16 protein-coding genes are annotated in these 21,686 nt (G+C 73.8%); 5 read left to right on the forward strand and 11 right to left on the reverse strand.

Annotation, left to right across the window (positions count from 1 at the left end; translation table 11 throughout):
- Window positions 1-115 precede the first annotated feature (115 nt).
- From ACIQKA_RS10155 to ACIQKA_RS10165, 3 genes are all read left to right on the forward strand, one after another.
- A complete protein-coding gene (locus ACIQKA_RS10155; protein WP_402540602.1) occupies window positions 116-793 on the forward strand; it encodes a TetR/AcrR family transcriptional regulator in 678 nt (225 codons plus the stop codon).
- A 49-nt stretch (window positions 794-842) separates the two neighbouring features.
- Complete coding sequence (locus tag ACIQKA_RS10160) at window positions 843-1,067, forward strand: heavy-metal-associated domain-containing protein (protein ID WP_383149621.1); 225 nt, start codon at window positions 843-845, stop codon at window positions 1,065-1,067.
- Window positions 1,068-1,165: 98 nt separating this feature from the next.
- Entirely contained in the window at window positions 1,166-3,406 is a 2,241-nt protein-coding gene (locus ACIQKA_RS10165) for a heavy metal translocating P-type ATPase (RefSeq protein WP_402540604.1), read from the forward strand.
- 421 nt (window positions 3,407-3,827) lie between these two features.
- Here the strand turns inward: ACIQKA_RS10165 and ACIQKA_RS10170 are convergent, their stop codons facing one another.
- Both ACIQKA_RS10170 and ACIQKA_RS10175 read right to left on the reverse strand, forming a co-directional pair.
- Entirely contained in the window at window positions 3,828-5,117 is a 1,290-nt protein-coding gene (locus ACIQKA_RS10170; protein ID WP_376236226.1) for a citrate synthase, read from the reverse strand.
- Window positions 5,118-5,296: 179 nt separating this feature from the next.
- The gene (locus tag ACIQKA_RS10175; protein ID WP_383149617.1) at window positions 5,297-7,522 is read right to left on the reverse strand and encodes an ATP-dependent RecD-like DNA helicase; all 2,226 of its coding nucleotides are present in this window, start codon (window positions 7,520-7,522) and stop codon (window positions 5,297-5,299) included.
- A 102-nt stretch (window positions 7,523-7,624) separates the two neighbouring features.
- Between ACIQKA_RS10175 and ACIQKA_RS10180 the strand changes: the two genes are divergently transcribed.
- A complete protein-coding gene (locus ACIQKA_RS10180; protein ID WP_402540605.1) occupies window positions 7,625-8,107 on the forward strand; it encodes a DUF937 domain-containing protein in 483 nt (160 codons plus the stop codon).
- 67 nt (window positions 8,108-8,174) lie between these two features.
- Here the strand turns inward: ACIQKA_RS10180 and ACIQKA_RS10185 are convergent, their stop codons facing one another.
- The 5 genes from ACIQKA_RS10185 to ACIQKA_RS10205 all read right to left on the reverse strand — a co-directional run bounded on the left by ACIQKA_RS10185 (window position 8,175) and on the right by ACIQKA_RS10205 (window position 14,516).
- Window positions 8,175-11,018: a fibronectin type III domain-containing protein gene (locus tag ACIQKA_RS10185; protein WP_402540606.1), complete on the reverse strand. Its 2,844-nt coding sequence runs from the start codon at window positions 11,016-11,018 to the stop codon at window positions 8,175-8,177.
- Window positions 11,019-11,204: 186 nt separating this feature from the next.
- Window positions 11,205-12,008 carry a sugar phosphate isomerase/epimerase family protein gene (locus ACIQKA_RS10190; protein WP_383149612.1) on the reverse strand — a complete coding sequence of 268 codons (804 nt, stop codon included), beginning with the start codon at window positions 12,006-12,008 and terminating at the stop codon, window positions 11,205-11,207.
- Entirely contained in the window at window positions 12,005-13,156 is a 1,152-nt protein-coding gene (locus ACIQKA_RS10195; RefSeq protein WP_390105530.1) for a dihydrodipicolinate synthase family protein, read from the reverse strand. Before ACIQKA_RS10195 ends, ACIQKA_RS10190 begins: the two co-directional genes overlap by 4 nt.
- Window positions 13,153-13,368, reverse strand: coding sequence for a hypothetical protein (locus ACIQKA_RS10200; RefSeq protein ID WP_391092696.1), 216 nt, complete (start codon window positions 13,366-13,368; stop codon window positions 13,153-13,155). The genes ACIQKA_RS10195 and ACIQKA_RS10200 overlap by 4 nt, the downstream gene beginning before the upstream one ends.
- The gene (locus ACIQKA_RS10205; protein WP_383149609.1) at window positions 13,365-14,516 is read right to left on the reverse strand and encodes a Gfo/Idh/MocA family protein; all 1,152 of its coding nucleotides are present in this window, start codon (window positions 14,514-14,516) and stop codon (window positions 13,365-13,367) included. Before ACIQKA_RS10205 ends, ACIQKA_RS10200 begins: the two co-directional genes overlap by 4 nt.
- 266 nt (window positions 14,517-14,782) lie before the next feature.
- Here ACIQKA_RS10205 and ACIQKA_RS10210 point away from each other — a divergent pair, with 266 nt between their 5' ends.
- Window positions 14,783-15,829: a LacI family DNA-binding transcriptional regulator gene (locus ACIQKA_RS10210; RefSeq protein ID WP_402540608.1), complete on the forward strand. Its 1,047-nt coding sequence runs from the start codon at window positions 14,783-14,785 to the stop codon at window positions 15,827-15,829.
- A 52-nt stretch (window positions 15,830-15,881) separates the two neighbouring features.
- Here the strand turns inward: ACIQKA_RS10210 and ACIQKA_RS10215 are convergent, their stop codons facing one another.
- The 4 genes from ACIQKA_RS10215 to ACIQKA_RS10230 all read right to left on the reverse strand — a co-directional run bounded on the left by ACIQKA_RS10215 (window position 15,882) and on the right by ACIQKA_RS10230 (window position 21,618).
- Window positions 15,882-16,256 carry a nuclear transport factor 2 family protein gene (locus tag ACIQKA_RS10215; RefSeq protein ID WP_366374834.1) on the reverse strand — a complete coding sequence of 125 codons (375 nt, stop codon included), beginning with the start codon at window positions 16,254-16,256 and terminating at the stop codon, window positions 15,882-15,884.
- A 108-nt stretch (window positions 16,257-16,364) separates the two neighbouring features.
- Window positions 16,365-17,621, reverse strand: a complete 1,257-nt coding sequence (locus ACIQKA_RS10220; protein ID WP_402540609.1) for a PLP-dependent aminotransferase family protein — start codon at window positions 17,619-17,621, stop codon at window positions 16,365-16,367.
- Window positions 17,618-19,009, reverse strand: a complete 1,392-nt coding sequence (locus ACIQKA_RS10225) for an MFS transporter (protein ID WP_383149604.1) — start codon at window positions 19,007-19,009, stop codon at window positions 17,618-17,620. The genes ACIQKA_RS10220 and ACIQKA_RS10225 overlap by 4 nt, the downstream gene beginning before the upstream one ends.
- Entirely contained in the window at window positions 19,006-21,618 is a 2,613-nt protein-coding gene (locus ACIQKA_RS10230; protein WP_383428904.1) for an ATP-grasp domain-containing protein, read from the reverse strand. The genes ACIQKA_RS10225 and ACIQKA_RS10230 overlap by 4 nt, the downstream gene beginning before the upstream one ends.
- Window positions 21,619-21,686: the final 68 nt, after the last annotated feature.

Here is a 21,686-nt window from a genome sequence, read left to right on the forward strand (position 1 = left end):
CGCACGGGTCCCCCATTGCCATAGACTGGCAAACACGAGCGACCGCTCGCGTTTCTCAAGAATGCGAGCGACCTCTCGCATTTGTCAAACGGGTCGAGGAGAGCTGGGGACAGCCATGTCCGAGGAACCGAAGCCGCGCCGCCGCCAGGCGCGGGGCGAGCGCCGCATCGCGCAGTTGCTCCAGGCCGCCGCGAACGTCTTCTGCGCGAACGGCTACACGGCGACCAGCACCAACGCGATCGCCCGCGAGGCGCACGTCTCGCCCGGCACGCTCTACCAGTACTTCCCGAACAAGGAGGCCATCGCGATCGAGCTGGGCGGCCGCCTGCTGCACGACATGCGGGAGGCGCACGGCCAGGCGTTCACGGCGGAGAACCTCGCCCTGCCGCTGCCCGAGCTCCTGGACGCGGTCGTGGACCCGCTGATCGAGTTCAACTGCGCCAACCCGGCCTTCCTCGCCCTGATGCACGGCTCCGAGATCCCCGGCCGGATCGCCGAGGAGCACGACGAGCTGCACGCGACCCTGCTCACCCGGGTGGAGGGGGTGATCGGCCACTACGCGCCCGCACTGTCCGCCGCCGATCGGGGCCGGATCGCGGGGATGACCTTCGCCGCCTTCAAGGGGGGCCTGGACCTCGTCCTCGCCGCGCCCGAGGGGCCCGAGCGGGACGCCACGGTCGCCGAGGTGAAGACGCTCCTGCTGCGCTACCTCTCCCCCCTGGTCGAGGAGCGGCCCGACGCGGCGGAGCCCGGGGCGACACGGTCCGGCGCGAGTGGAATTCATACCCCCTAGGGGTATAAGCTCGATCCCACACGGCTCCGAACCCCACGAGGAGAACGCCATGGCCGCAGAGACGAAGAACGAACTCACCACCGTCTACCAGGTCAAGGGCATGACCTGCGGGCACTGCGAGGGCGCCGTCTCCGGCGAGCTCTCCGGCCTCCCCGGCGTCGCCTCCGTCACGGCCGTCGCCAAGACCGGCGAGGTCACCGTCGTCTCCGACGCCCCGCTCGACCGCGAGGCCGTGCGCGCCGCCGTCGACGAGGCCGGTTACGAGCTGGTCTGAGCGGAGGCCGGCCCCGGGCCGGCCGACCGCCGGACCGCCGGCGCCGCGCGGGGTCGTACCGTTACCGGGTACGGCCCCGCTCCCGTTTGGAACCGCTGATGACGTCCACGATCACCGAGCTGACGATCGGTGGCATGACCTGCGCCTCCTGCGCCGCCCGCGTCGAGAGGAGGCTCAACCGGCTGGACGGGGTGACCGCGACGGTCAACTACGCCACCGAGAAGGCACGGGTCGAGCACCCGTCGGACCTCCCGGTCGGCGAGCTGATCGCCACCGTCGTGAAGACCGGCTACACCGCCGAGGAGCCCCCGCCGCCGGACCCGGAGCCCGAGCCCGTACGGGAGGACCCGGAGAATCCGCAGGACCCCGGGGGCCCGGAGGACCCCGAGCTCGTCTCCCTCCGGCAGCGGCTGACGGTCTCCGCCGTCCTCTCCGCGCCCGTGGTCCTGCTCGCGATGGTCCCCTCGCTCCAGTTCGACAACTGGCAGTGGCTCTCGCTCACCCTCGCCGCCCCCGTCGTCGTCTGGGGCGGACTGCCCTTCCACCGGGCCGCCTGGGCCAACCTCCGGCACGGCGCCGCCACCATGGACACCCTCGTCTCGGTCGGCACCCTCGCCGCCTTCGGCTGGTCCCTCCGGGCGCTCTTCCTCGGCGACGCGGGCACGACCGGCATGCGGCACGGCTTCGACCTCACCGCGGACCGCTCCGACGCCTCCTCCGCGATCTACCTGGAGGTCGCGGCCGGGGTCGTCGCCTTCATCCTCCTCGGGCGGTACCTGGAGGCCCGCGCCAAGCGGAAGGCGGGCGCCGCGCTGCGGGCCCTGATGGACCTCGGCGCCAAGGACGTGGCCGTCCTCAGGGGCGGTGCGGAGGTACGGATCCCGGTCGCCGGGCTGCGGGCCGGCGACCTCTTCGTCGTGCGCCCCGGCGAGAAGATCGCCACCGACGGCACCGTGACCGAGGGCGCGTCGGCGGTCGACGCCTCCCTGCTCACCGGCGAGTCGCTGCCGCTCGACGCCGTCCCCGGCTCGGCCGTGACCGGCGGCTGCGTCAACGTCTCGGGCCGGCTGGTCGTCGAGGCGACCCGGGTCGGCGCCGACACGCGGCTGGCCCGGATGGCGAGGCTGGTCGAGGAGGCGCAGAGCGGCAAGGCCGCCGTCCAGCGGCTCGCCGACCGGGTCTCGGCCGTCTTCGTGCCGGTCGTCCTGCTGATCGCGCTCGGCACCCTCGTGGGGTGGCTCCTGGCGACGGACGACCCGACCGCCGCGTTCACGGCCGCCGTCGCCGTCCTGATCATCGCCTGCCCCTGCGCCCTGGGCCTCGCGACCCCGACCGCGCTCCTGGTCGGCACCGGCCGGGGCGCCCAGCTCGGCATCCTGATCAAGGGCCCGGAGGTCCTGGAGTCCACCCGCCGGATCGACACGGTCGTCCTCGACAAGACCGGCACGGTCACCACCGGCCGCATGCGCCTGGCCGGGGTCCGGGTGTACGGCGGGACGTACGGCACCGAGGGCGCCGACGAGGACGAACTGCTGCGGCTCGCGGGCGCCCTGGAGCACTCCTCCGAGCACCCGGTGGCCCGCGCGGTGGCGGAGGCCGCCGCCGAACGGTGCGGCCCGCTGCCCGCGCCGAAGACCTTCGAGAACGTCCCCGGGCTCGGGGTGCGCGGCTCGGTCGACGGCCGGCTCGTCGTCGTCGGACGCGCCGCCCTGCTCGCGGCGGAGGGGATCGAGGTGCCCGCGGCCTCCGAGCCCGGCGCGGTCCACGTCGCCTGGGACGGGGTGGCCCGGGGCACCCTGACCGTCGCCGACGCCGTCAAGGACACCAGCGCCGAGGCGGTCGCCCGGCTGCGCGCCCTGGGGCTGCGTCCGGTGCTGCTCACCGGGGACCACCGGGCGGTGGCGGAGGCCGTGGCGGACGAGGTGGGCATCGACGAGGTGATCGCCGAGGTGCTGCCCGAGGGGAAGGCGGAGGTGATCCGGCGGCTCCAGGAGGAGGGGCGGACGGTCGCCATGGTCGGGGACGGCGTGAACGACGCCGCCGCGCTCGCCACCGCCGACCTGGGCCTGGCGATGGGCACGGGCACGGACGCGGCCATCGAGGCGGGCGACCTGACCCTGGTCCGGGGCGACCTGCGGGTCGCGGCGGACGCCGTCCGGCTCTCCCGGCGGACCCTGGCCACGATCAGGGGGAACCTCGGCTGGGCCTTCGGCTACAACGTGGCCGCGCTGCCGCTCGCGGCGGCCGGACTGCTCAATCCGATGATCGCGGGGCTCGCGATGGCCTTTTCGTCCGTGTTCGTCGTGTCCAACAGCCTGCGGCTCCGGCGGTTCACGTGAGTTCACCTACACGTGATGCACAGGACCTTCACATCGAGACCTAGATCACAGATATTGTGGGGTAACCATCTGGGCTGTTCGTGGGTCTAAGTGGGCGATGCCGAGAACGTCTTGGGGGACGTTCATGGGATGTCTTGGGGGACGTCCCAGGCAAGCGTTGGCCGGGGCACGTGCACCGGGGAGCTTTGAGCGGCCCTCCCGTACGTACCCCGGCAGACCGCGTCGCGCCCGATCCGCGCAGCCACCGGCTGACGCCGGCAGACGCCCGGCCCGGATCCCGTGGGGGGAATCCGCACCGGGGGATATGGGAAGCGCCCCGCTCGCCGACCCGTGGGGGGATCGGGGAGCGGGGCGCTTCTCGCTTTTCCGGCGTCCGGTGCGCCGCCGCGAAGGGCGGACGGCGCTCCTCCCGGCAGACGACCTAGCGGGCCTCGACCGGGACGAAGTCGCGCAGGACCTCGCCCGTGTAGATCTGGCGCGGGCGGCCGATGCGGGAGCCCGGCTCCTTGATCATCTCGTGCCACTGGGCGATCCAGCCGGGAAGGCGGCCGAGCGCGAAGAGCACGGTGAACATCTCGGTCGGGAAGCCCATGGCGCGGTAGATCAGACCCGTGTAGAAGTCCACGTTCGGGTAGAGGTTGCGCGAGACGAAGTAGTCGTCGGAGAGCGCGTGCTCCTCCAGCTTGAGCGCGATGTCCAGGAGCTCGTCGGACTTGCCGAGCGCCGAGAGGACGTCGTGCGCCGCCGCCTTGATGATCTTGGCGCGGGGGTCGAAGGACTTGTACACCCGGTGGCCGAAGCCCATCAGGCGGACGCCGTCCTCCTTGTTCTTCACCTTGCGGATGAAGGAGTCGACGTCACCGCCGTTGGCCTTGATGCCCTCCAGCATCTCCAGGACCGACTGGTTGGCGCCGCCGTGCAGCGGGCCCCAGAGGGCCGAGATGCCGGCGGAGATCGAGGCGAACATGTTCGCCTGCGAGGAGCCGACCAGGCGCACGGTGGAGGTCGAACAGTTCTGCTCGTGGTCCGCGTGCAGGATGAGCAGCTTGTCGAGGGCCGAGACGACGACCGGGTCGAGCTCGTACTCCTGCGCCGGGACCGAGAAGGTCATGCGCAGGAAGTTCTCGACGTACCCGAGGTCGTTGCGCGGGTAGACGAACGGGTGGCCGATCGACTTCTTGTACGCGTACGCCGCGATCGTCGGCAGCTTGGCGAGCAGCCGGATCGTGGAGAGGTGGCGCTGCTCCTCGTCGAACGGGTTGTGGCTGTCCTGGTAGAAGGTGGACAGCGCGGAGACCACCGAGGACAGCATCGCCATCGGGTGGGCGTCCCGCGGGAAGCCGCGGAAGAAGTTCTTGACGTCCTCGTGGACCAGCGTGTGCTGCGTGATCTCGTTCTTGAAGGTCGACAGCTCGTCGACCTTGGGCAGCTCGCCGTTGATCAGCAGGTACGCCACCTCGAGGAAGGAGGAGCGCTCGGCCAGCTGCTCGATGGGGTAGCCGCGGTACCGCAGAATGCCCTGCTCACCGTCGAGGTAGGTGATCGCGGATTTGTAGGCGGCGGTGTTGCCGTATCCGCTGTCCAGGGTGACCAGACCGGTCTGGGCTCGGAGTTTCCCGATGTCGAAGCCCTTGTCACCGACGGTGCTCTCGACCACCGGGTAGGTGTATTCACCGTCCGCGTACCGTAGTACTACAGAGTTGTCGCTCACGTCATCCCTCACCGACGTAGTGCCTCTTCTTCGAGGTGCCCTGACTGTCTCTACCATCCCCCATTTGGCTCAGGAGAGTGCACTCGGGGTCGACCATTGGGCCAATTGGAGGCACTCAGTGCCGCCAACCTTCATATCCTGCCCCCTTCGCCCCGGTTCCGGTACCCCTCCGTGATCTTTCACACGAGGGCGGGCCCTGTGAGCCGGTGGGCGAGTGCGGTAAAGCGGCGGCCCGCCGAGACCGTGCGCACCGCCTGGGCGATCGCGCGGCGGGAGCCGACGAGGACGACCAGCTTCCGGGCCCGGGTCACGGCCGTGTAGAGCAGGTTCCGCTGGAGCATCATCCAGGCGCTCATCGTGACCGGAATCACCACCGCCGGGTACTCGCTGCCCTGCGAGCGGTGGATGGTGACCGCGTACGCGTGGGCGAGTTCGTCCAGCTCGTCGAAGTCGTAGGGCACCTCCTCGTCCTCGTCCGTCCGCACCGTCAGGCGCTGCTCGACGGGGTCCAGGGCGGTGACGACTCCGACGGTGCCGTTGAAGACGCCGTTGGCCCCCTTGTCGTAGTTGTTACGGATCTGGGTCACTTTGTCACCGACCCGGAAGACACGCCCGCCGAACCGCTTCTCCGGGAGGTCCGGACGGGCCGGGGTGATGGCCTGCTGGAGCAGTCCGTTGAGCGCGCCCGCGCCCGCCGGGCCCCGGTGCATCGGGGCGAGGACCTGGACGTCCCGGCGCGGATCGAGGCCGAACTTGGCCGGAATGCGGCGGGCCGCGACCTCCACGGCGACCCGGGCGGCGTCCTCGGTCTCCTCCTCGGCGAAGAGGAAGAAGTCCGGCAGGCCGTCGGTGCGCGGGGGCGTGCCGGCGTTGATCCGGTGCGCGTTGGTGACCACGCCGGACTGCTGGGCCTGCCGGAAGATCCGGGTCAGCCGGACCGACGGCACGGGGCTGCCCGGGGCGAGCAGGTCGCCCAGGACCTCGCCCGCGCCGACCGACGGGAGCTGGTCCACGTCCCCCACGAGCAGCAGGTGGGCGCCGGGGGCCACCGCCTTCACCAGCTTGTTCGCCAGGAGGAGGTCCAGCATGGAGGCCTCGTCGACGACGACCAGGTCCGCGTCCAGGGGCCGGTCCCGGTCGTAGGCGGCGTCCCCGCCGGGCTTGAGCTCCAGGAGCCGGTGGACGGTGGAGGCCTCGGCGCCGGTCAGCTCCGCGAGGCGCTTGGCGGCCCGCCCGGTGGGGGCGGCGAGCACCACCTTGGCCTTCTTGGCGCGGGCCAGCTCCACGATGGAGCGGACCGTGAACGACTTGCCGCAGCCGGGGCCGCCGGTGAGGACCGCGACCTTGCGGGTCAGGGCGAGCCGCACGGCCTCCTCCTGCTCGGGCGCGAGGGAGGCCCCGGTGCGGGTCGCGAGCCAGGCCAGGGCCTTGTCCCAGGGCACGTCCCGGAAGGCCGGCATGCGGTCCTCCTCGGCCCGCAGCAGCCGCCGGAGCTGCCCGGCGAGGGACAGCTCGGCCCGGTGGAACGGGATCAGGTACACGGCGGTGACCGGCGTCCCCTCCGGGCCCGGCACGGTCTCCCGCACGACCCCCTCGGGGTCCTCGGCCAGCTCGCCCAGGCACTCGATGACGAGCCCGGTGTCGACCTGGAGGAGCTTCACCGAGTCGGCGATCAGCCGCTCCTCGGGCAGGAAGCAGTGCCCCTGGTCGCTGGACTGCGACAGGGCGTACTGGAGGCCGGCCTTCACCCGGTCGGGGCTGTCGTGCGGGATGCCGACGGACTGCGCGATCCGGTCGGCGGTGAGGAAGCCGATGCCCCACACGTCGGAGGCGAGCCGGTAGGGCCGGTTCCTGACGACGGAGATCGAGGCGTCCCCGTACTGCTTGTAGATCCGGACCGCGATGGAGGTGGAGACGCCGACCTCCTGGAGGAAGACCATCACCTCCTTGATCGCCTTCTGCTCCTCCCAGGCGGCGGTGATGTTCCTGGTCCGCTTGGGACCCAGCCCGGGGACCTCGATCAGCCGTCCCGGGGCGTCTTCGAGGATGTCGAGGGTGTCGAGCCCGAAGTGCCGGGTGATCCGGTCGGCGAAGACGGGCCCGATGCCCTTGACCAGGCCGGAGCCGAGGTAGCGGCGGATGCCCTGGATCGTGGCGGGCAGGACGGTCGTGTAGTTCTCGACGGTGAACTGCTTGCCGTACTGCGGGTGGGAGCCCCAGCGGCCCTCCATCCGCAGCGACTCCCCGGGCTGGGCGCCGAGCAGCGCGCCGACGACCGTGAGGAGGTCGCCGGCGCCGCGCCCGGTGTCGACCCGGGCGACCGTGTACCCGGTCTCCTCGTTGGCGTAGGTGATCCGCTCCAGGACCCCTTCGACCACTGCCGGACCGCGACCCTCGTTGGACATGTGTCGACCGTAGCGAAGGGGTCGGACAGGACGTGGCCGGGCCCGGGGGGGAACCCGCTGCTCCGGATGCCGGGGGTACGGACGAACCGTAGCGTTTCCGGCATGAGTGAACCTTCCTTCCAGGATCCTTCCTTCCAGGACGACGTCCTGAACGAGCTGGGCGCCGACCGGCTCCACGAGATCGCCGGGCTGCTCGGCACGGACGCGGCCGGGGCCCGGGAGGTCGTGGGCAGCTCGGTCGCGGAGCTCTCCGGCGGGCTGCGGCAGGCCGCCGCCGAGCCCGGCAGCGCGGACGAGGTGCGCGCCGCCGTCGACGAGGTCGCCTCCCCCGAGCCGCCGCTCCGGGGCGTCGCGACCCTCGGCGGCCTGATGGGCGGGGGTCTGATGGCCGGGGTGCTCGCCAGGCTGGCGAAGCCGGCGGCGAACGCCGTCGCGAAGCGCACCGGCATCCCGCCGGCCACGGCGAACCGCGCGGTCGAGCTCCTCGTCCCCGTCGTCCTCGCGGTCCTCACCCAACGCGCCGCACGGAAGGGCGGCACGGGAGGCGGCCTCGGGGACCTGCTGGGCGGCGGGGCGAAGAAGTAGCGAGCGGTCCGGTCCGGACGGGCGGGTACCGGGCGGCGGTCCCGTGCGCGGGGCCGCCGCCCGTTCCTCAGCGTGCCGCCGGCACGGCGGTGACGTCACCCGCCGGGCGGGCGCGCAGGACGTCCCGCAGGGCCGCGGCCGGCTCCGCGGACCCGGCGGGCCCGGTGGGCGGAGTGTCCCCGTCCGTGCCCGTACCCGGCGGAGGACCGCCGTCCGTGCCCGTACCCGGCGGAGGACCGCCGCCCGTGCCCGTACCCGGCGGAGGACCGCCGCCCGTGCCCGTGCCCGGCGGTTCGCCGCCCGTGCCGGTGCCCGGTGGCGGCGGGCCCGGCAGGGAGACGCAGCGCGACCGGGGGGACTCCGCCGCGCCGTTGACGGCGCTGACGCAGAACTCGAAGTTCCAGTAACCGGGGAAGAGGAAGGCGATGCCCCGGTCGGTGGTCTCCGAGATGTACTCGTCGGTCCTGAACGCGCCGCCCTCGGTGGCGTTCCGCACCCAGACCCGGTAGCCGGCGGCCTCCCGCGAGCCCTTCCACTCCAGTCGGACGGTGGTGGGGTCGACGGCGGTGGCCCGCAGGTCCGTGGGCGCCGGCGGGGTGCCCGCGCCCACGGTGACCGGGCGGCCCGTGCCGGGCATGCCGCCGCCCGCCCGGTTCCAGGTGACCAGCGCGACGAGGTGGCGGTGGCCCGGCTTCAGGCCGTCGACGTGCGCCGACCGCCCCCGGATCCCCGTGCTCTCGAAGAACGCGCCGGGGGTGTCCTTGTCCCAGACGATGAGCTCGTACCGTTCGACGGTGTCCGCGTACGGGCCCTTCGGGGCGTCCCAGGAGACGTCGACGCCCGTGGCGGTGGCGCGGGTGACGATCTCCTCGGGCGGGGCGGCGGTCTCCGGTCGGGCGACCGCGCCGACCACCGGGGACCACGCGGACCTGCCGTCGTCGCCGTTGTCGACGCGGACCTGGTACTCCCACTTCCAGCCGTCCGCGGTCCAGGTCGTGTCGAAGCGGTTCGCCGGGACCGTCAGCTCGCTCCACGCGCCGGAGCCCGCGATCCGGCTGCGGACCGTGTAGCCGTGGGCGCCGAAGACCGGCTGCCAGGTCACCTTGATCCCGCTCGGGACGGCCGTGGCGGTGAGGCCGGAGACGGCGGGCGTGGGGCGGGCCGGGACCGTGCCGGGCACGTCGGGCACGAACCCGCCGATCCCGAAGCGCTCGTGCAGGGTCCTCTCGAAGGCCCGCGCGATCTGGAACTCGCCCAGGGCGTTGGGGTGCAGTCCGTCGTAGGCCGCCGGGCACGCCTTCGGCGCGCAGTCGTACGCGCCCGCCCAGTCGACCGGCTCCACCCGGGAGGCGGGGGTGCTCCAGGACGGGAGGACCGCGGCCAGCATCGCGTTGTAGGAGGAGGTCGTGACCGGCAGGTCCTCGCGGCCGCCGATGGCGGACCGCTGGGGGACGTTGGCCACCGCGAACCGCAGGTCCGGCTTGGCGGAACGGGCGTTGTCGATCAGCGCCTTCACGCTGTCGAGCGTGCCCCCGGCTCCGCTGACGAACCAGCCCATGTCGTTGAACCCGAGGCCGACGAGCAGCAGGTCGGGCCGGTACCGGGTGACCATCCCGGCGATGGTCTTCTTGTCCTGGGCCGCCTGGCGGCCCCAGACCGCGAAGTGGTCGCTGTCGAAGTCGGCGTCCACCCCGGCCGCGTACCGGCCCGAGACGGGCGGGTCCTCCACGGAGGGGGGCGGGATCTCGCCCTGGATCGGCGGCGCGGAGGGCCCGGCGGGGACGGGCTTGTTCTTGGTCCCGCCGTACGGGCCGACGAAGTCGACCGGGACGCGCTGGCTCTTGAACCACTGCCACAGCCGGTAGCGCCAGGTCCAGTCGCCCTCGTCGCCCTGCGACATGGAGTCGCCGACGACCATCACCCGCAGGGGCTGGACGACGCCGTTGAGCCCGCGGAGGCGTTCGAGGGCGTTCAGGAGTGCGGGGCCCATGCCCTCCATGCGGCCGGCCATGAAGCCGAGCACGTCGCCGAAGGCCTTGATCCGGGTGGCGAACCTCCGCAGCGAGACCTGGATCTCGGAGATGAGGGAGGTGGCTCCGGCGGAGGCCCACGTGAGGAGCTGTCCGGTGAAGGCCCCGCCGACCGCGCCCCACATCGCGACGGCCAGCGCCTCCTTCCAGACCTCCGCGTCACCGAGGGACCTGTTGTCGAAGGAGGCGTTCATCAGCTCGCCGACGAGCGCGCCGACCGCGCCGCCGACGGCGCCGCAGACCGGTCCCGCCGCGGGCGCCCCCACGTTGAAGGCGAGCAGGCACAGGGCCGAGGAGGCGATGGTGACGCCCAGGGCGATCCCGGACGCGATCCACTTCTGCCACCAGGTGGCCGCGGTGCCGATACCGCCGCCCGGGGTCACCAGGACGAGGCTGTCGCCGGTGGCGTGGACCTGCCCGTCGAAGTCGGGTCCGCCGCCCTGCGGCGGGTAGACGCCGACGTTCGCGCGCTGGGCGCGCCGGGTGAACGACTCCGCCAGGCTCATGCCGGCGCGCTGGTCGGCCCGCGTCTCGTCGACGAGCTTCCCGATCAGGTCGCGCGTCTGCCGGCCGCGCTCCGGCACGTGGAAGTCGAGGACCATGACCAGGTCGTCGTCGTTCCCGGCGAGCGGGCGGAGGGCGCCCGCGTCCTTCGCGCAGCCCAGGCGCACGGACACGGGCCCGCCGCCGGAGTCGACGGCGAAGGAGGTGGCGTGCGTGGCGCACGCGGCGGCGGCGGCCCGGGGGGCCGGGGGCGCGGCGGCGGCGGGCTCGGCGACCACGGCGAACAGCGTCGCCAGGGAGACCAGCAGGACGAGTAAGCCCTCGCTCGCGGGGCGCCGGGCCCCGTGTCTCTTCCGTATCGCTCCTGAAGTGCGCACGTCGTTCGGCGCTCCCTTCGCTCTTCTCGGGGTGGGGCACCGGCCGGGCGGGGGAACGGCGTCCTTCGCCGGCACTCCGCCCGGTCGCGGAGCCGGTCGACAACGGTGTCGATCCTGTCGTGGCGCCGGGGCCCCCACAACGTCCTCCGGGCGCAGGAGAGATGGACAACACCCGGCGTCCCCGCGTCAGACCGCCAGGAAGCGCTCCAGCGTCTCCTCCAGGACCTCCGCGCCGTCCCGGGCCCACAGGCCGTCGTTGAAGAGCTCCACCTCCACCGGGCCCGTGTGGCCGACCCGTTCCAGGAGGTCGGCCCAGGCGCGCAGGTCGATCACGCCGTCGCCCAGCTGCCCCCGGCCGTTGAGGACGCCGGCGGGCAGGGGCGTGGTCCAGTCGGCGAGCTGGAAGGAGTGCACGCGGCCGGTCGCGGCCGCGCGCTCCACCGCCGCCGGGGCCCGGTCGTCCCACCAGAGGTGGTACGTGTCGACCACCACGCCCACCTGCTCGGCGGGGAACCGTTCCGCGATGTCCAGGGCCTGGTCCAGGGTGGAGACGGCGCAGCGGTCGGCGGCGTACATCGGGTGGAGGGGTTCGACGGCGAGGCGGACGCCCCGCTCCCCCGCGTACGGGGCCAGTTCGCCGATCGCCTCCGTGATGCGGGCCCGGGCGGCGGGGAGGTCGGGGTAGGCGGGGGTGAGGCCGCCGGAGACCAGGACCAGGGTGTCGGTGCCGAGGGCCGCCGCCTCGTCGACCGCCGCGCGATGGGAGGCGAGCCGGTCGTCCGAGGTGAAGAAGCCGCCCCGGCAGAGGCTGGTGACCTCCAGGCCCGCCTCCCGTACGAGCCGGGCCGCCGCCTCCAGCCCGTACTCCCGGACGGGTTCGCGCCACAGGCCCACGCCCCGGATGCCCAGGCGGACGCAGTGGGAGACGAGGTCGGGGAGGGAGAGCTGTCTGACCGTCATCTGGTTGACCGAGAAGCGCTCGGGGTTCACCGCGGGACTCCGTGGACGGTGAGGAGGGACCTCATCCGGGACTCCGCCAGCGCCGGGTCGGGGAACAGGCCGAGGCCGTCCGCCAGTTCGTAGGCGCGCGCGAGGTGCGGGAGGGAGCGGGCGGACTGGAGGCCGCCGACCATCGTGAAGTGGTCCTGGTGGCCGGCCAGCCAGGCGAGGAGGACGACGCCCGTCTTGTAGTGGCGGGTGGGGGGCCGGAAGAGGTGGCGGGAGAGGGGCACCGTGGGGTCCAGGAGCTCCCGGAAGGCCTTCGTGTCGCCCGTGTCCAGGGTGCGGACCGCCTGCGCCGCCAGGGGGCCCAGCGGGTCGAAGACGCCGAGCAGGGCGTGGCTGAAGCCCTGCGCGTCGCCCGCGATCAGCTCCGGGTAGTGGAAGTCGTCGCCCGTGTAGCAGCGGACGCCGTCGGGGAGGCGGCGGCGCAGCTCGACCTCGCGCCGGGCGTCCAGGAGGGAGACCTTGACGCCGTCGACCTTGTCCGGGTGGGCCGCGACCACGTCGAGGAAGGTCTCCGTCGCCGCGTCGAGGTCGGCCGAGCCCCAGTAGCCGTCGAGCGCCGGGTCGAACATCGGGCCGAGCCAGTGCAGGACGACCGGTTCGGACGCCTGGCGCAGGAGGTGGCCGTAGACGTCGAGGTAGTCCTCGGGGCCCGCGGCGGTCGCCGCGAGGGCGCGCGAGGCCATCAGGACCGCCCGCGCGCCCGACTCCTCGACCACCGCGAGCTGCTCCTCGTACGCGGCGCGGACCTCCGGCAGCGTGCCGCGCGCGAGCTGGTCGGTGCCCGCGCCGCAGACGATCCGGCCGCCGACGGCCCTCGCCTCGGCGGCCGAGCGCCGGATCAGTTCGGCCGCCCCCGCCCAGTCCAGTCCCATGCCGCGCTGGGCCGTGTCCATGGCCTCGGCGACCCCGAGGCCGTGGGACCAGAGGTGGCGGCGGAAGGCGAGGGTGGCGTCCCAGTCGACGGCGGCGGGGCCGTCGGGGGTGGTGTCGGCGTACGGGTCGGCGACGACGTGCGCGGCGGAGAAGACGGTGCGGGAGGCCGGGGGGCCGGCCGGGGCGGGCACCAGGGGGTCGGTGCGGGGCTCGTAGGTCCGCAGACCGCCGTCGGGGGTGGGGAGGCGGAGCGTCATGGGGTCGTCTCCCGGGTGGCGGGGTGGCGGGGCGTGACGGAGGCGGTTCCGGCGTGGCGGGGCGTGACGGGGGCGGTCTCGGGGTGGCGGGGCGTGACGGGGGCGGTCTCGGGGTGGCGGGGCGTGACGGGGGCGGTCTCGGGGTGGCGGGGCGTGACGGAGGTGGTTCCGGAACGTCCGTTCGCCGGGTGCGGGGGCGGGGCCGTCGTCACAGCGTCACCTCCGGGACCTCCAGGCGGCGGCCCTCGGCGGCCGAGCGCAGGCCCAGTTCCGCGAGCTGGACGCCCCGGGCGCCCGCGAGGAGGTCCCAGCGGTAGGGCTCGTCGAGGACCACGTGGCGCAGGAACAGCTCCCACTGGGCCTTGAAGCCGTTGTCGAAGTCGGCGTTGTCCGGGACCTCCTGCCACTGGTCGCGGAAGGAATCGGCGGCCGGGACGTCGGGGTTCCAGACCGGCTTCGGGGTGGCCGAGCGGTGCTGGACGCGGCAGCCGCGCAGTCCGGCGACGGCGGAGCCGTGGGTGCCGTCGACCTGGAACTCGACCAGCTCGTCGCGGTGGACGCGGACCGCCCAGGAGGAGTTGATCTGGGCGACGGCGCCCCCCTCCAGCCGGAAGATCCCGTACGCGGCGTCGTCGGCGGTGGCCTCGTAGGGCTTGCCGTGCTCGTCCCAGCGGCGCGGGACGTGGGTGGCGACGTGGGCGGTGACGGAGGTGACCCGGCCGAAGAGCTCGTGGAGCACGTACTCCCAGTGCGGGAACATGTCGACGACGATCCCGCCGCCGTCCTCCGCGCGGTAGTTCCAGCTCGGGCGCTGGGCCTCCTGCCAGTCGCCCTCGAAGACCCAGTAGCCGAACTCGCCGCGTACGGACAGGATCTCGCCGAAGAAGCCGCCGTCGACCAGGCGCTTGAGCTTGCGCAGGCCCGGCAGGAACAGCTTGTCCTGGACGACGCCGTGCTTGACGCCCTTCTCGGTGGCCAGCCGGGCGAGGTCGAGGGCTCCGGCCAGGTCCCCGGCGGTCGGCTTCTCGGTGTAGACGTGCTTGCCGGCGGCCACGGCGCGGCGGATCGCGTCGGCGCGGGCCGAGGTGACCTGCGCGTCGAAGTAGACGTCGACGCCCGCGTCCGCGAGGACCGCGTCGAGGTCGGTGGACCACTCGGTGAGGCCGTGTCGCTCGGCGAGGGCGCGCAGGGCGGGTTCGCGGCGGCCGACGAGGACGGGCTCGGGCCAGAGGACCTCGCCGTTCCCGAGGTCGAGGCCGCCCTGCTCGCGCAGGGCGAGGATCGAGCGGACCAGGTGCTGGCGGTACCCCATGCGGCCGGTGACGCCGTTCATGGCGATGCGGACGGTCCTGCGTGTCACGGAAGGTTCCTCTCTCCGGGTGGTCCCCGTGCGGCGGGGCGGCCGTGCGCGGCGGACGTCCCCGTGCGGCGGGCGGGCCGTGCGCGGTGGACGTCCGAGCGCGGGTGGTGTCCGCACACGGGCGGTGTCCGCACAGGGGCGATCTCCGCGCACGGGCGATCTCCGCGCGCGACGGAGGGCGCGCACGCGATAGAAAGCGCTTTCTACAGGTGGGGACGCTAGCCTGCCGACAACGCCGACCACAAGGCCCCGGAGGTACGCACGCGATGACCGTCACCCTGGCGGACGTGGCCGCCCGCGCACGGGTCTCCCCCGCCACCGTCTCCCGCGTCCTCAACGGCAACTACCCGGTGGCCGCGTCCACCCGGGAACGGGTGCTGCGGGCCGTGGCCGACCTCGACTACGTCCTCAACGGCCCCGCGAGCTCCCTCGCCGCCGCCACGTCCGACCTGGTCGGCGTGCTGGTCAACGACATCGCGGACCCCTTCTTCGGGATCATGGCGAGCGCGGCGCAGACCGCGATCGGGGCGGGCGCGTCCGGGCGGGGCGGGGGCGAGAAGCTCGCCGTCGTCTGCAACACCGGCGGGTCCCCCGAGCGCGAGCTGACCTACCTCACCCTGCTCCAGCAGCAGCGGGCCGCCGCCGTGATCCTCATGGGCGGCTCCCTGGAGGACCCGGAGCGGCTGGCGGCGACGGCCGCCAAGCTGTCCAGGCTCGCGGACGCGGGGACCCGGGTCGTGCTGTGCGGGCGCCCGCCGGTGGAGGGGGACGCGCACGCGGCGGCCCTCGTCTTCGACAACCGGACCGGCGCGCGCCGCCTCACCGAGCACCTGCTCGGACTCGGCCACCGGCGGATCGGCTACGTGGCGGGCCCGGCCGACCGGACGACGACCCGGCACCGGCTGGAGGGGCACCGGGAGGCGCTGGCGGCGGCCGGGGTCCCGGAGGCGCCGACGGTCCACGGCCCGTACGAGCGGGCCTCCGGCCACGGGGCGGCGGCCGAACTCCTCGCCCGCGACCCGGAGCTCACCGCGATCGTCGCCTGCAACGACACGGTGGCCCTCGGCGTCTGCGCGGCCCTCAGGGAACGCGGCCTGGACGTCCCCGGCGACGTCTCCGTGGCGGGCTTCGACGACCTGCCGTCGGCCCTGGACACGGTCCCGTCCCTGACGACGGTCCACCTCCCGCTGCACGAGGCGGGCGCCCGCGCGGGCCGCCTGGCGACCTCCTCGGAGGACCCCCCGCCGGGCGGCCTCGTGACGGTCCCTGCGGAGCTGGTGGTGCGGGGGTCGACGGGGGCGCCCCGGACATGAGCGGAGCGGGGGCGGCCCGTTCGGCCGGCCCCCGCTCCGTTCCGGTCCCGGGTCAGATCGCCGCCCGGTAGAAGTACGTCCTCCGGTACGCGATCTTGCCGTCCCGGACCAGGTACGTGTCGGCGAAGCCCTCGTCCAGGGCCGTGCCGTCGCGGCTCGCGCCGCGGAAGCGGCCCCAGCAGGCCGCCGCCGCGAGGCCGCCGGTGACCTGGTCGACCTCGTGGGCGCCCGAGGCGATGATCCGCTCGTGCTCGTAGAAGTGGCGGATCCGGTCCAGGCCCTCCAGGGCCGGGTAGCCGGGGCGCTCGTAGACCGCGTCGTCGGCGAAGACCTCGCCGAGGTCGTCCCACGTGCGGGAGTCGACCACCTGGAACAGCCGGGCCACCAGCGAGTCGGCGGTCACCTGGGGGTGTGTGCGTGCCGTCATGACCGTGCTCCTTCGGTGCGTGTCGTCGGAAGGGCGGGTGCGGTGCGGGTGCGCGCCGGGAGGGTGGTTCGGCGCGCACCGGTGGGGCGTGTGCGGTCCTCGGGGGGGTCAGTGGGCGTCGGCGCGCGCCTTGTCGAAGGCCGTCGCCAGTCGGGAGACGCCCTCCCGCCGCTGTTCCTCGTCGAGGGTCGCGAAGGAGAGCCGCAGCAGCCGGGAGCCGTCCTGCTCGATGCAGAACGGCGCTCCGGGCACCAGCGCGAGGCCCTGCGCCAGGGCGTGTTCGTACAGCAGGTCCGAGGTGACCCGGGGGTCGTCGACGGAGCACCAGAAGAACAGGCCGCCGCGCGGGTCGTCGAAGCCGAGCCACGGCAGCCGTTCGCGCAGCAGCGCCGCCGTCGCCCGCGCCTTGTCCCCGTAGAGGGTGCGCAGGCGGGCGAGGTGGGCGGGGAGGAACGCCGGGTCGCCGAGGAGTTCGGCGAGGACGTGCTGTCCGAAGGTGTTCGTCTGGAGGTCGCTGCTCTGCTTGGCCGCCACCAGCTCGCGGACCAGGCCCGCCGGCGCGGTGAGCCCGGCCACCCGGAACCCCGGGCACAGCGTCTTCGACAGGCTCATCAGCCGGATCACCCGGTCGCCGTGCGCGTCCGTGGACGGCAGCCGCTCCCCGTCGAACGCCAGGTCGCCGTACGGGTCGTCCTCGACGATCAGGAAGCCGTAGCGGTCGGCCAGGGCCGCGAGGTCCCGGCGGCGCTCCTCCGTGAGCACGCCGCCGGTGGGGTTGTGGAAGTGCGGGACGACGTAGACCAGTTTGGGCCGGGCCCCGGCGGCGAGCCGCTCCGCCAGGACGTCGGTCCGCATGCCGTCGCGGTCGGTGGGCAGCGGCAGGAGCCGGGCCCCGGCGCCCCGGAAGGACTGCACGGCGCCCAGGTAGCTGGGGTCGTCCAGGGCCACCAGGTCGCCCTCGTCGAGGAGGGTCCTGGCGACCAGGTCCAGGCCCTGCTGGCTGCCGCCGGTGACCATCGCCCGCTCGGGGCCGACCGGCGCGCCGGTCTCGCCCGCGCGCCGGGCCACCGCCTCGCGCATCGCCGCGGTGCCCGCCGTGGGGGCGTACTGGAGGGCGGCGGCGGCCGACCGGGAGAGGATCCGGTCCGTCACCTCCGCGAGGCGGGCCACCGGGAAGCTGTCGGGGGCCGGGATGCCCCCGGCCATCGACAGGACGCCCGGCGCGTTCGCGGCCGACAGGATGCGGTCGATGGCGTCGGAGCGGCCCCAGGAGGTGCGCCGGGCGAGGAGGTGCGTGAAGTCCCCCGGCGCCACGCCCTCGTCGCCGCCGCCGCGCGTCACGGTGCCGTCTCCGCCGCCCGTCATGACGTCACCGCCGTTTTCTCCGTCGCCTCCGGCTCCGTGCCGATCTGCGGCGGGAAGTCCTTCAGCCGCCACACCGGGGACAGGAGCACCACGAGGACCGCCGAGAGGAAGGCCCCGGCGGTCACGAACAGCGTCTCGCGCAGGCCGATCAGGTCGCCCAGCCAGCCGCCGGCCAGCGCGCCGAGCGGGAGCATCCCCCAGGAGACGAAGCGGTAGCCGGCGTTCATCCGGCCGAGCAGTTCGTCGGGGGTGATCGACTGGCGCAGGCTGATGATGTGGATGTTGGCCATCGTGCCGCCCGCGCCGATCAGCGCGAACGCGGCGACGAACAGGACGAGGGTGGGAACGCCGTCGTTCGGGGGGGCCAGCGGGATGATCACGGGCGCGGCGCAGCACAGCACGAGCGCCGCCAGGATCGCGGGGCCGAGCCCCATCGTCCGCTTCAGGCTCCGGGCGACCAGGGAGCCGCCGAGCGAGCCGACGGCGCCGGTGCCGAGCAGCAGGCCGATCGTCCCCGGGGAGAGGTCCAGGCGGCGGGCCGCGTAGAGCACGAAGACGGTCTGGAGCGACATCCAGCAGAAGTTGTAGAGCCCGGACTGGAGGGCGCAGGCCCGCAGGTGGGCGCTGTGCCAGATGATCCGGATGCCGTCGCCGACGCTCTTCCACAGGCCGGTGGGCCGCTCGGGCACGACCGGCGGCGGCTCGGGCCTGCGGACCGCGAGCAGCGTGGCCACCGAGACCAGGTACGAGGCGCCGTTGATGAGCAGGGCGTACGGCGCCGTGACCCAGCCGATGAGCAGGCCGGCCAGGCCGGGGCCGCCGATCTGCGCGAGGGAACTGGTGCCCTGGAGCTTGCTGTTGCCCTCCACCAGGTGTTCCTTGCCGATGAGGGTCGGCAGGTACGACTGGTAGGCGACGTCGAAGACGACGGTGAGCACCCCGATGAGGAGGGCCGCCACGTACACGAACTCGATGCGCAGCAGGTCCGTCACGGCGAGCAGGGGGACCGCCGTGACGAGCAGCGCGCGTCCCACGTTCGCCGTGATCATCAGCGGGCGGCGGCGGACGCGGTCGACCCAGACCCCGACGAGCAGGGTGACGAGCAGGAACGGGGCGTAGGAGGCGGCGTTCACCAGGCCGACCTGGGAGGAGGACGCGTCCAGGGTGAGCACCGCCGTCAGCGGCAGGGCCAGGGTGGTGACCTGGGCGCCGATCTGGGAGATGCCCTCGCCCGTCCAGAACTTCATGAACTCGGCGTCGCGCCACAGCGCTCCGCGCTCGCGCCCCCCGGCGGCGGCGGGTGCGCCGCCACCGGGTGCCGCCGGAGCCGCCGGCCCGGTGGGGCCGGCGGGATCCGTCGAGCCGTTCGAGTCGGTGGACTCGGTCACCTTTCGCCCTCGCCGTCCGCCGGGTCGGCCACGTGGAAGGCGCAGCCGATCTGGGCGCCGCGCAGCATGCTGACGATGCCGACGGCCGGGTCGGTGACGCCCCGGGCCAGGGTTCCGGCGTACTTCCCGTCGACCATGAGGGTGCCGTAGGCGACGGCCATGTCCTCGGTGGTGACGCCGTCCTCGGAGAGGAACCGCTCGGTGGTCGGGAGCAGGCGGCGCTGGAGCACGAAGGGGCCGCCGACGGCCTGGTGGAGCTTCTCCACCCACTCCTTCTGGTCGGTGGTCCAGCCGGGGGTGACGCCGACGCCGCCGTAGAGCAGCGTGGGCTTGAGGACCAGGAGGTCCTTGTTGGCGACGGCGTACGGCAGGAGGTCGATCTTCTCGCCCTCGAAGGTGACCTTCTCGTCGCGGACGAAGCGGGTCCAGGGCAGGATCCGGTCGACGAGGGCGCGCTCCTCCTCGGTGAGGGCGGCCCGGTTGCGCTCGTCGCTGAGCATGGCGAGGCTGCCCTTGTTGCCGTACAGCTCGCAGTCGAGCGAGGCGAACAGCTCGACCCGTCCGGCCTCGGCGGCGTCCAGGAGCGGGTTGACGAGGTCGTACGTGCGCGGCTCGTCCGGCATCTCGCCGGGCAGGAACAGGCGGTAGACGACGTCGACGCGCCGCCCGTCGTACACGACCTCCCCGTCCTCGTAGGTGAAGTCCCCGAGGTGGCAGACGACCGGGTCGAAGCCGAGGTCCTTGAAGGCGGGGACGACGAACTCCATCCAGCACTTGGACTTCTCGAAGCCGTCGGGCCAGTCGGTGATGGCGAGCAGCGGGCGCTCGATCCCGGCGAGGGAGGGGGCCTGGCGGCGCAGCACGTCGGTGATGCGGGCCAGCGGGTCGGGGTACACCAGGTCCTCGGCGGCGGCGAAGGCCGCGAACTCCTCGTCCTTGACCAGGGCGCGGGCGAACTCGCCCATCTGCCAGCCGCCGAGCGAGGTGCCGGTGTTCAGCTCCATGAGGCGGAAGCCGTCGGTCTCGCGGTAGAGGTCGGCGCGGGACAGCGGCGGGATCTCGTCGACCGCGCCGCGCAGGACCAGGTCGGCCTGGGTGGCGCTCATGCCGACGGCCTCGGCGAAGGCGCGCAGGTCGCCGCCGAAGAGGCGCTCCGGGACGGACTTGAGGAGTTCGAAGAGGCCGTTGAGGTCGCGTTCGAGGCCGGCGACGTCGTCGGCGCTGAGGAAGACGGGGCGGTTGAGGCCCTCGCCGCCGCCGGCGCCGTAGCGGAACCACTCGACGCCCCGGACGCCGGAGACCGTCATGCGGGCGGCGGTGCGCTCGTGGTCGAAGAAGCGGCGGGTGACGGCGTTCTCGACGCGGGCGCCGAGCTTGTGGGTGCCGGCGCCGGTCACCTCGGTGCGGGAGAGGCCCTCGGCCCGGTCCAGGGCGCGGCGGGTCTCGACCGGGTCCTCGCCGACGGCGATGAGGGCGGCGGAGCGCGGGGTGAGGCCGCGCGGCGGGAGCTGGAGCTCGTCGCCGGGCTCGGCGAGGGCCACGGCCTCGACCAGGCCGTCGACCTCGGACGGGTCGGGCAGGACGACCCGGTCGACGGTGCCGTCGTAGGAGGGGTAGAGGAAGCGGACCTCGCCGCTGAGCGCGCGGGTCGGGGTGAGGTCGGGGACGCGCTCGAAGGCGATCTCGGCGGCGGCGACCGCCAGGTCGATGCCGGTGGCGAGCTGGTGGACGTGCGGGATGAGGTCGCCGCCGAGGCGCCCGTTCAGCTCGATGAGGCGCGGCCCGTCGGCGCTGACGCGCAGCTCGGTGTGGGTGACGCCGTAGTCGACGCCGACGGCCCGGTGGGAGTCCCTGACCAGCTCCACGACGGCCTCGGCCCAGGGCTCGTCCTTCCAGCCGGTGACCAGGTGGCCGACCTCCTCGAAGTACGGCTGGGGGCCGAGGCGCTTGCGGGCGACGCAGACGGGGGTGACGACGCCGTCCACGACGGTGCTGTCGACGCTCAGTTCGGGGCCCTCGACGTACTCCTCGACGAGGACGGTGTCGGCGGTGCCGGCGCCCTGGAGGCGGCTGGCGGCGGCGAGCCGGTAGGCCTGGCGCAGGCCGTCGGCGTCGCGGGCCACCATGACGCCGAAGCTGCCGCCGAGGGTGCGGGGCTTGACGACGACGGGGAAGCCGATGGCCTCGGCGGCGGCGACGGCCTCGTCCTCGCTCGCGGCCGGGGCGTGGCGGACGGCCGCCATCCCGGCGGCCTCCAAGGCCTGGCGGGTGGCGTACTTGTCGCGGCAGACCTTGGCGGCGGCCGGGTCCATGGCCCGCAGGCCGAGGCGCGCGGCGACCGAGGAGACGGCGGCGAGCGACCACTCGTCCCAGGTGACGATCGCGGCCTCGGCGACCTCGCCGCGCAGGTCGGCGACGGAGGGGAAGAGCTTGTGCGCGTCCGTCGTGTCGGCGATCCGGTGGGTGTCGACGTACTTCGCCTGCCAGCTGGGCGCCTCGGGGGCGATCAGGGTGACCTCGTACCGCGCGGCGAGGGAGGCGAGCGCGTACTCCCGGTACTGGCGGATGCGGCTGCCGACCAGGATGACGCGCGGGCGTTCGGTGGTCATGACGGACACGGTGTGTGTTCCTTTCCGATGCGGGCGGTGCGTGGGGCCGGGGTGTGATCCGCCGGACC

The sequence above is a fragment of the Streptomyces sp. NPDC092045 genome (assembly GCF_044756005.1).
Lineage (GTDB): Bacteria > Actinomycetota > Actinomycetes > Streptomycetales > Streptomycetaceae > Streptomyces.

Excerpts from the sequence above, each read along its gene's own strand:
- ACIQKA_RS10155 (WP_402540602.1), top strand. The coding sequence starts at position 116 with ATGTCCGAGGAACCGAAGCCGCGCCGCCGCCAGGCGCGGGGCGAGCGC.
- ACIQKA_RS10160 (WP_383149621.1), top strand. The coding sequence starts at position 843 with ATGGCCGCAGAGACGAAGAACGAACTCACCACCGTCTACCAGGTCAAG.
- ACIQKA_RS10165 (WP_402540604.1), top strand. The coding sequence starts at position 1,166 with ATGACGTCCACGATCACCGAGCTGACGATCGGTGGCATGACCTGCGCC.
- ACIQKA_RS10175 (WP_383149617.1), bottom strand. The coding sequence starts at position 7,522 with ATGTCCAACGAGGGTCGCGGTCCGGCAGTGGTCGAAGGGGTCCTGGAG.
- ACIQKA_RS10180 (WP_402540605.1), top strand. The coding sequence starts at position 7,625 with ATGAGTGAACCTTCCTTCCAGGATCCTTCCTTCCAGGACGACGTCCTG.
- ACIQKA_RS10195 (WP_390105530.1), bottom strand. The coding sequence starts at position 13,156 with ATGACGCTCCGCCTCCCCACCCCCGACGGCGGTCTGCGGACCTACGAG.
- ACIQKA_RS10210 (WP_402540608.1), top strand. The coding sequence starts at position 14,783 with ATGACCGTCACCCTGGCGGACGTGGCCGCCCGCGCACGGGTCTCCCCC.
- ACIQKA_RS10215 (WP_366374834.1), bottom strand. The coding sequence starts at position 16,256 with ATGACGGCACGCACACACCCCCAGGTGACCGCCGACTCGCTGGTGGCC.
- ACIQKA_RS10220 (WP_402540609.1), bottom strand. The coding sequence starts at position 17,621 with ATGACGGGCGGCGGAGACGGCACCGTGACGCGCGGCGGCGGCGACGAG.
- ACIQKA_RS10230 (WP_383428904.1), bottom strand. The coding sequence starts at position 21,618 with ATGACCACCGAACGCCCGCGCGTCATCCTGGTCGGCAGCCGCATCCGC.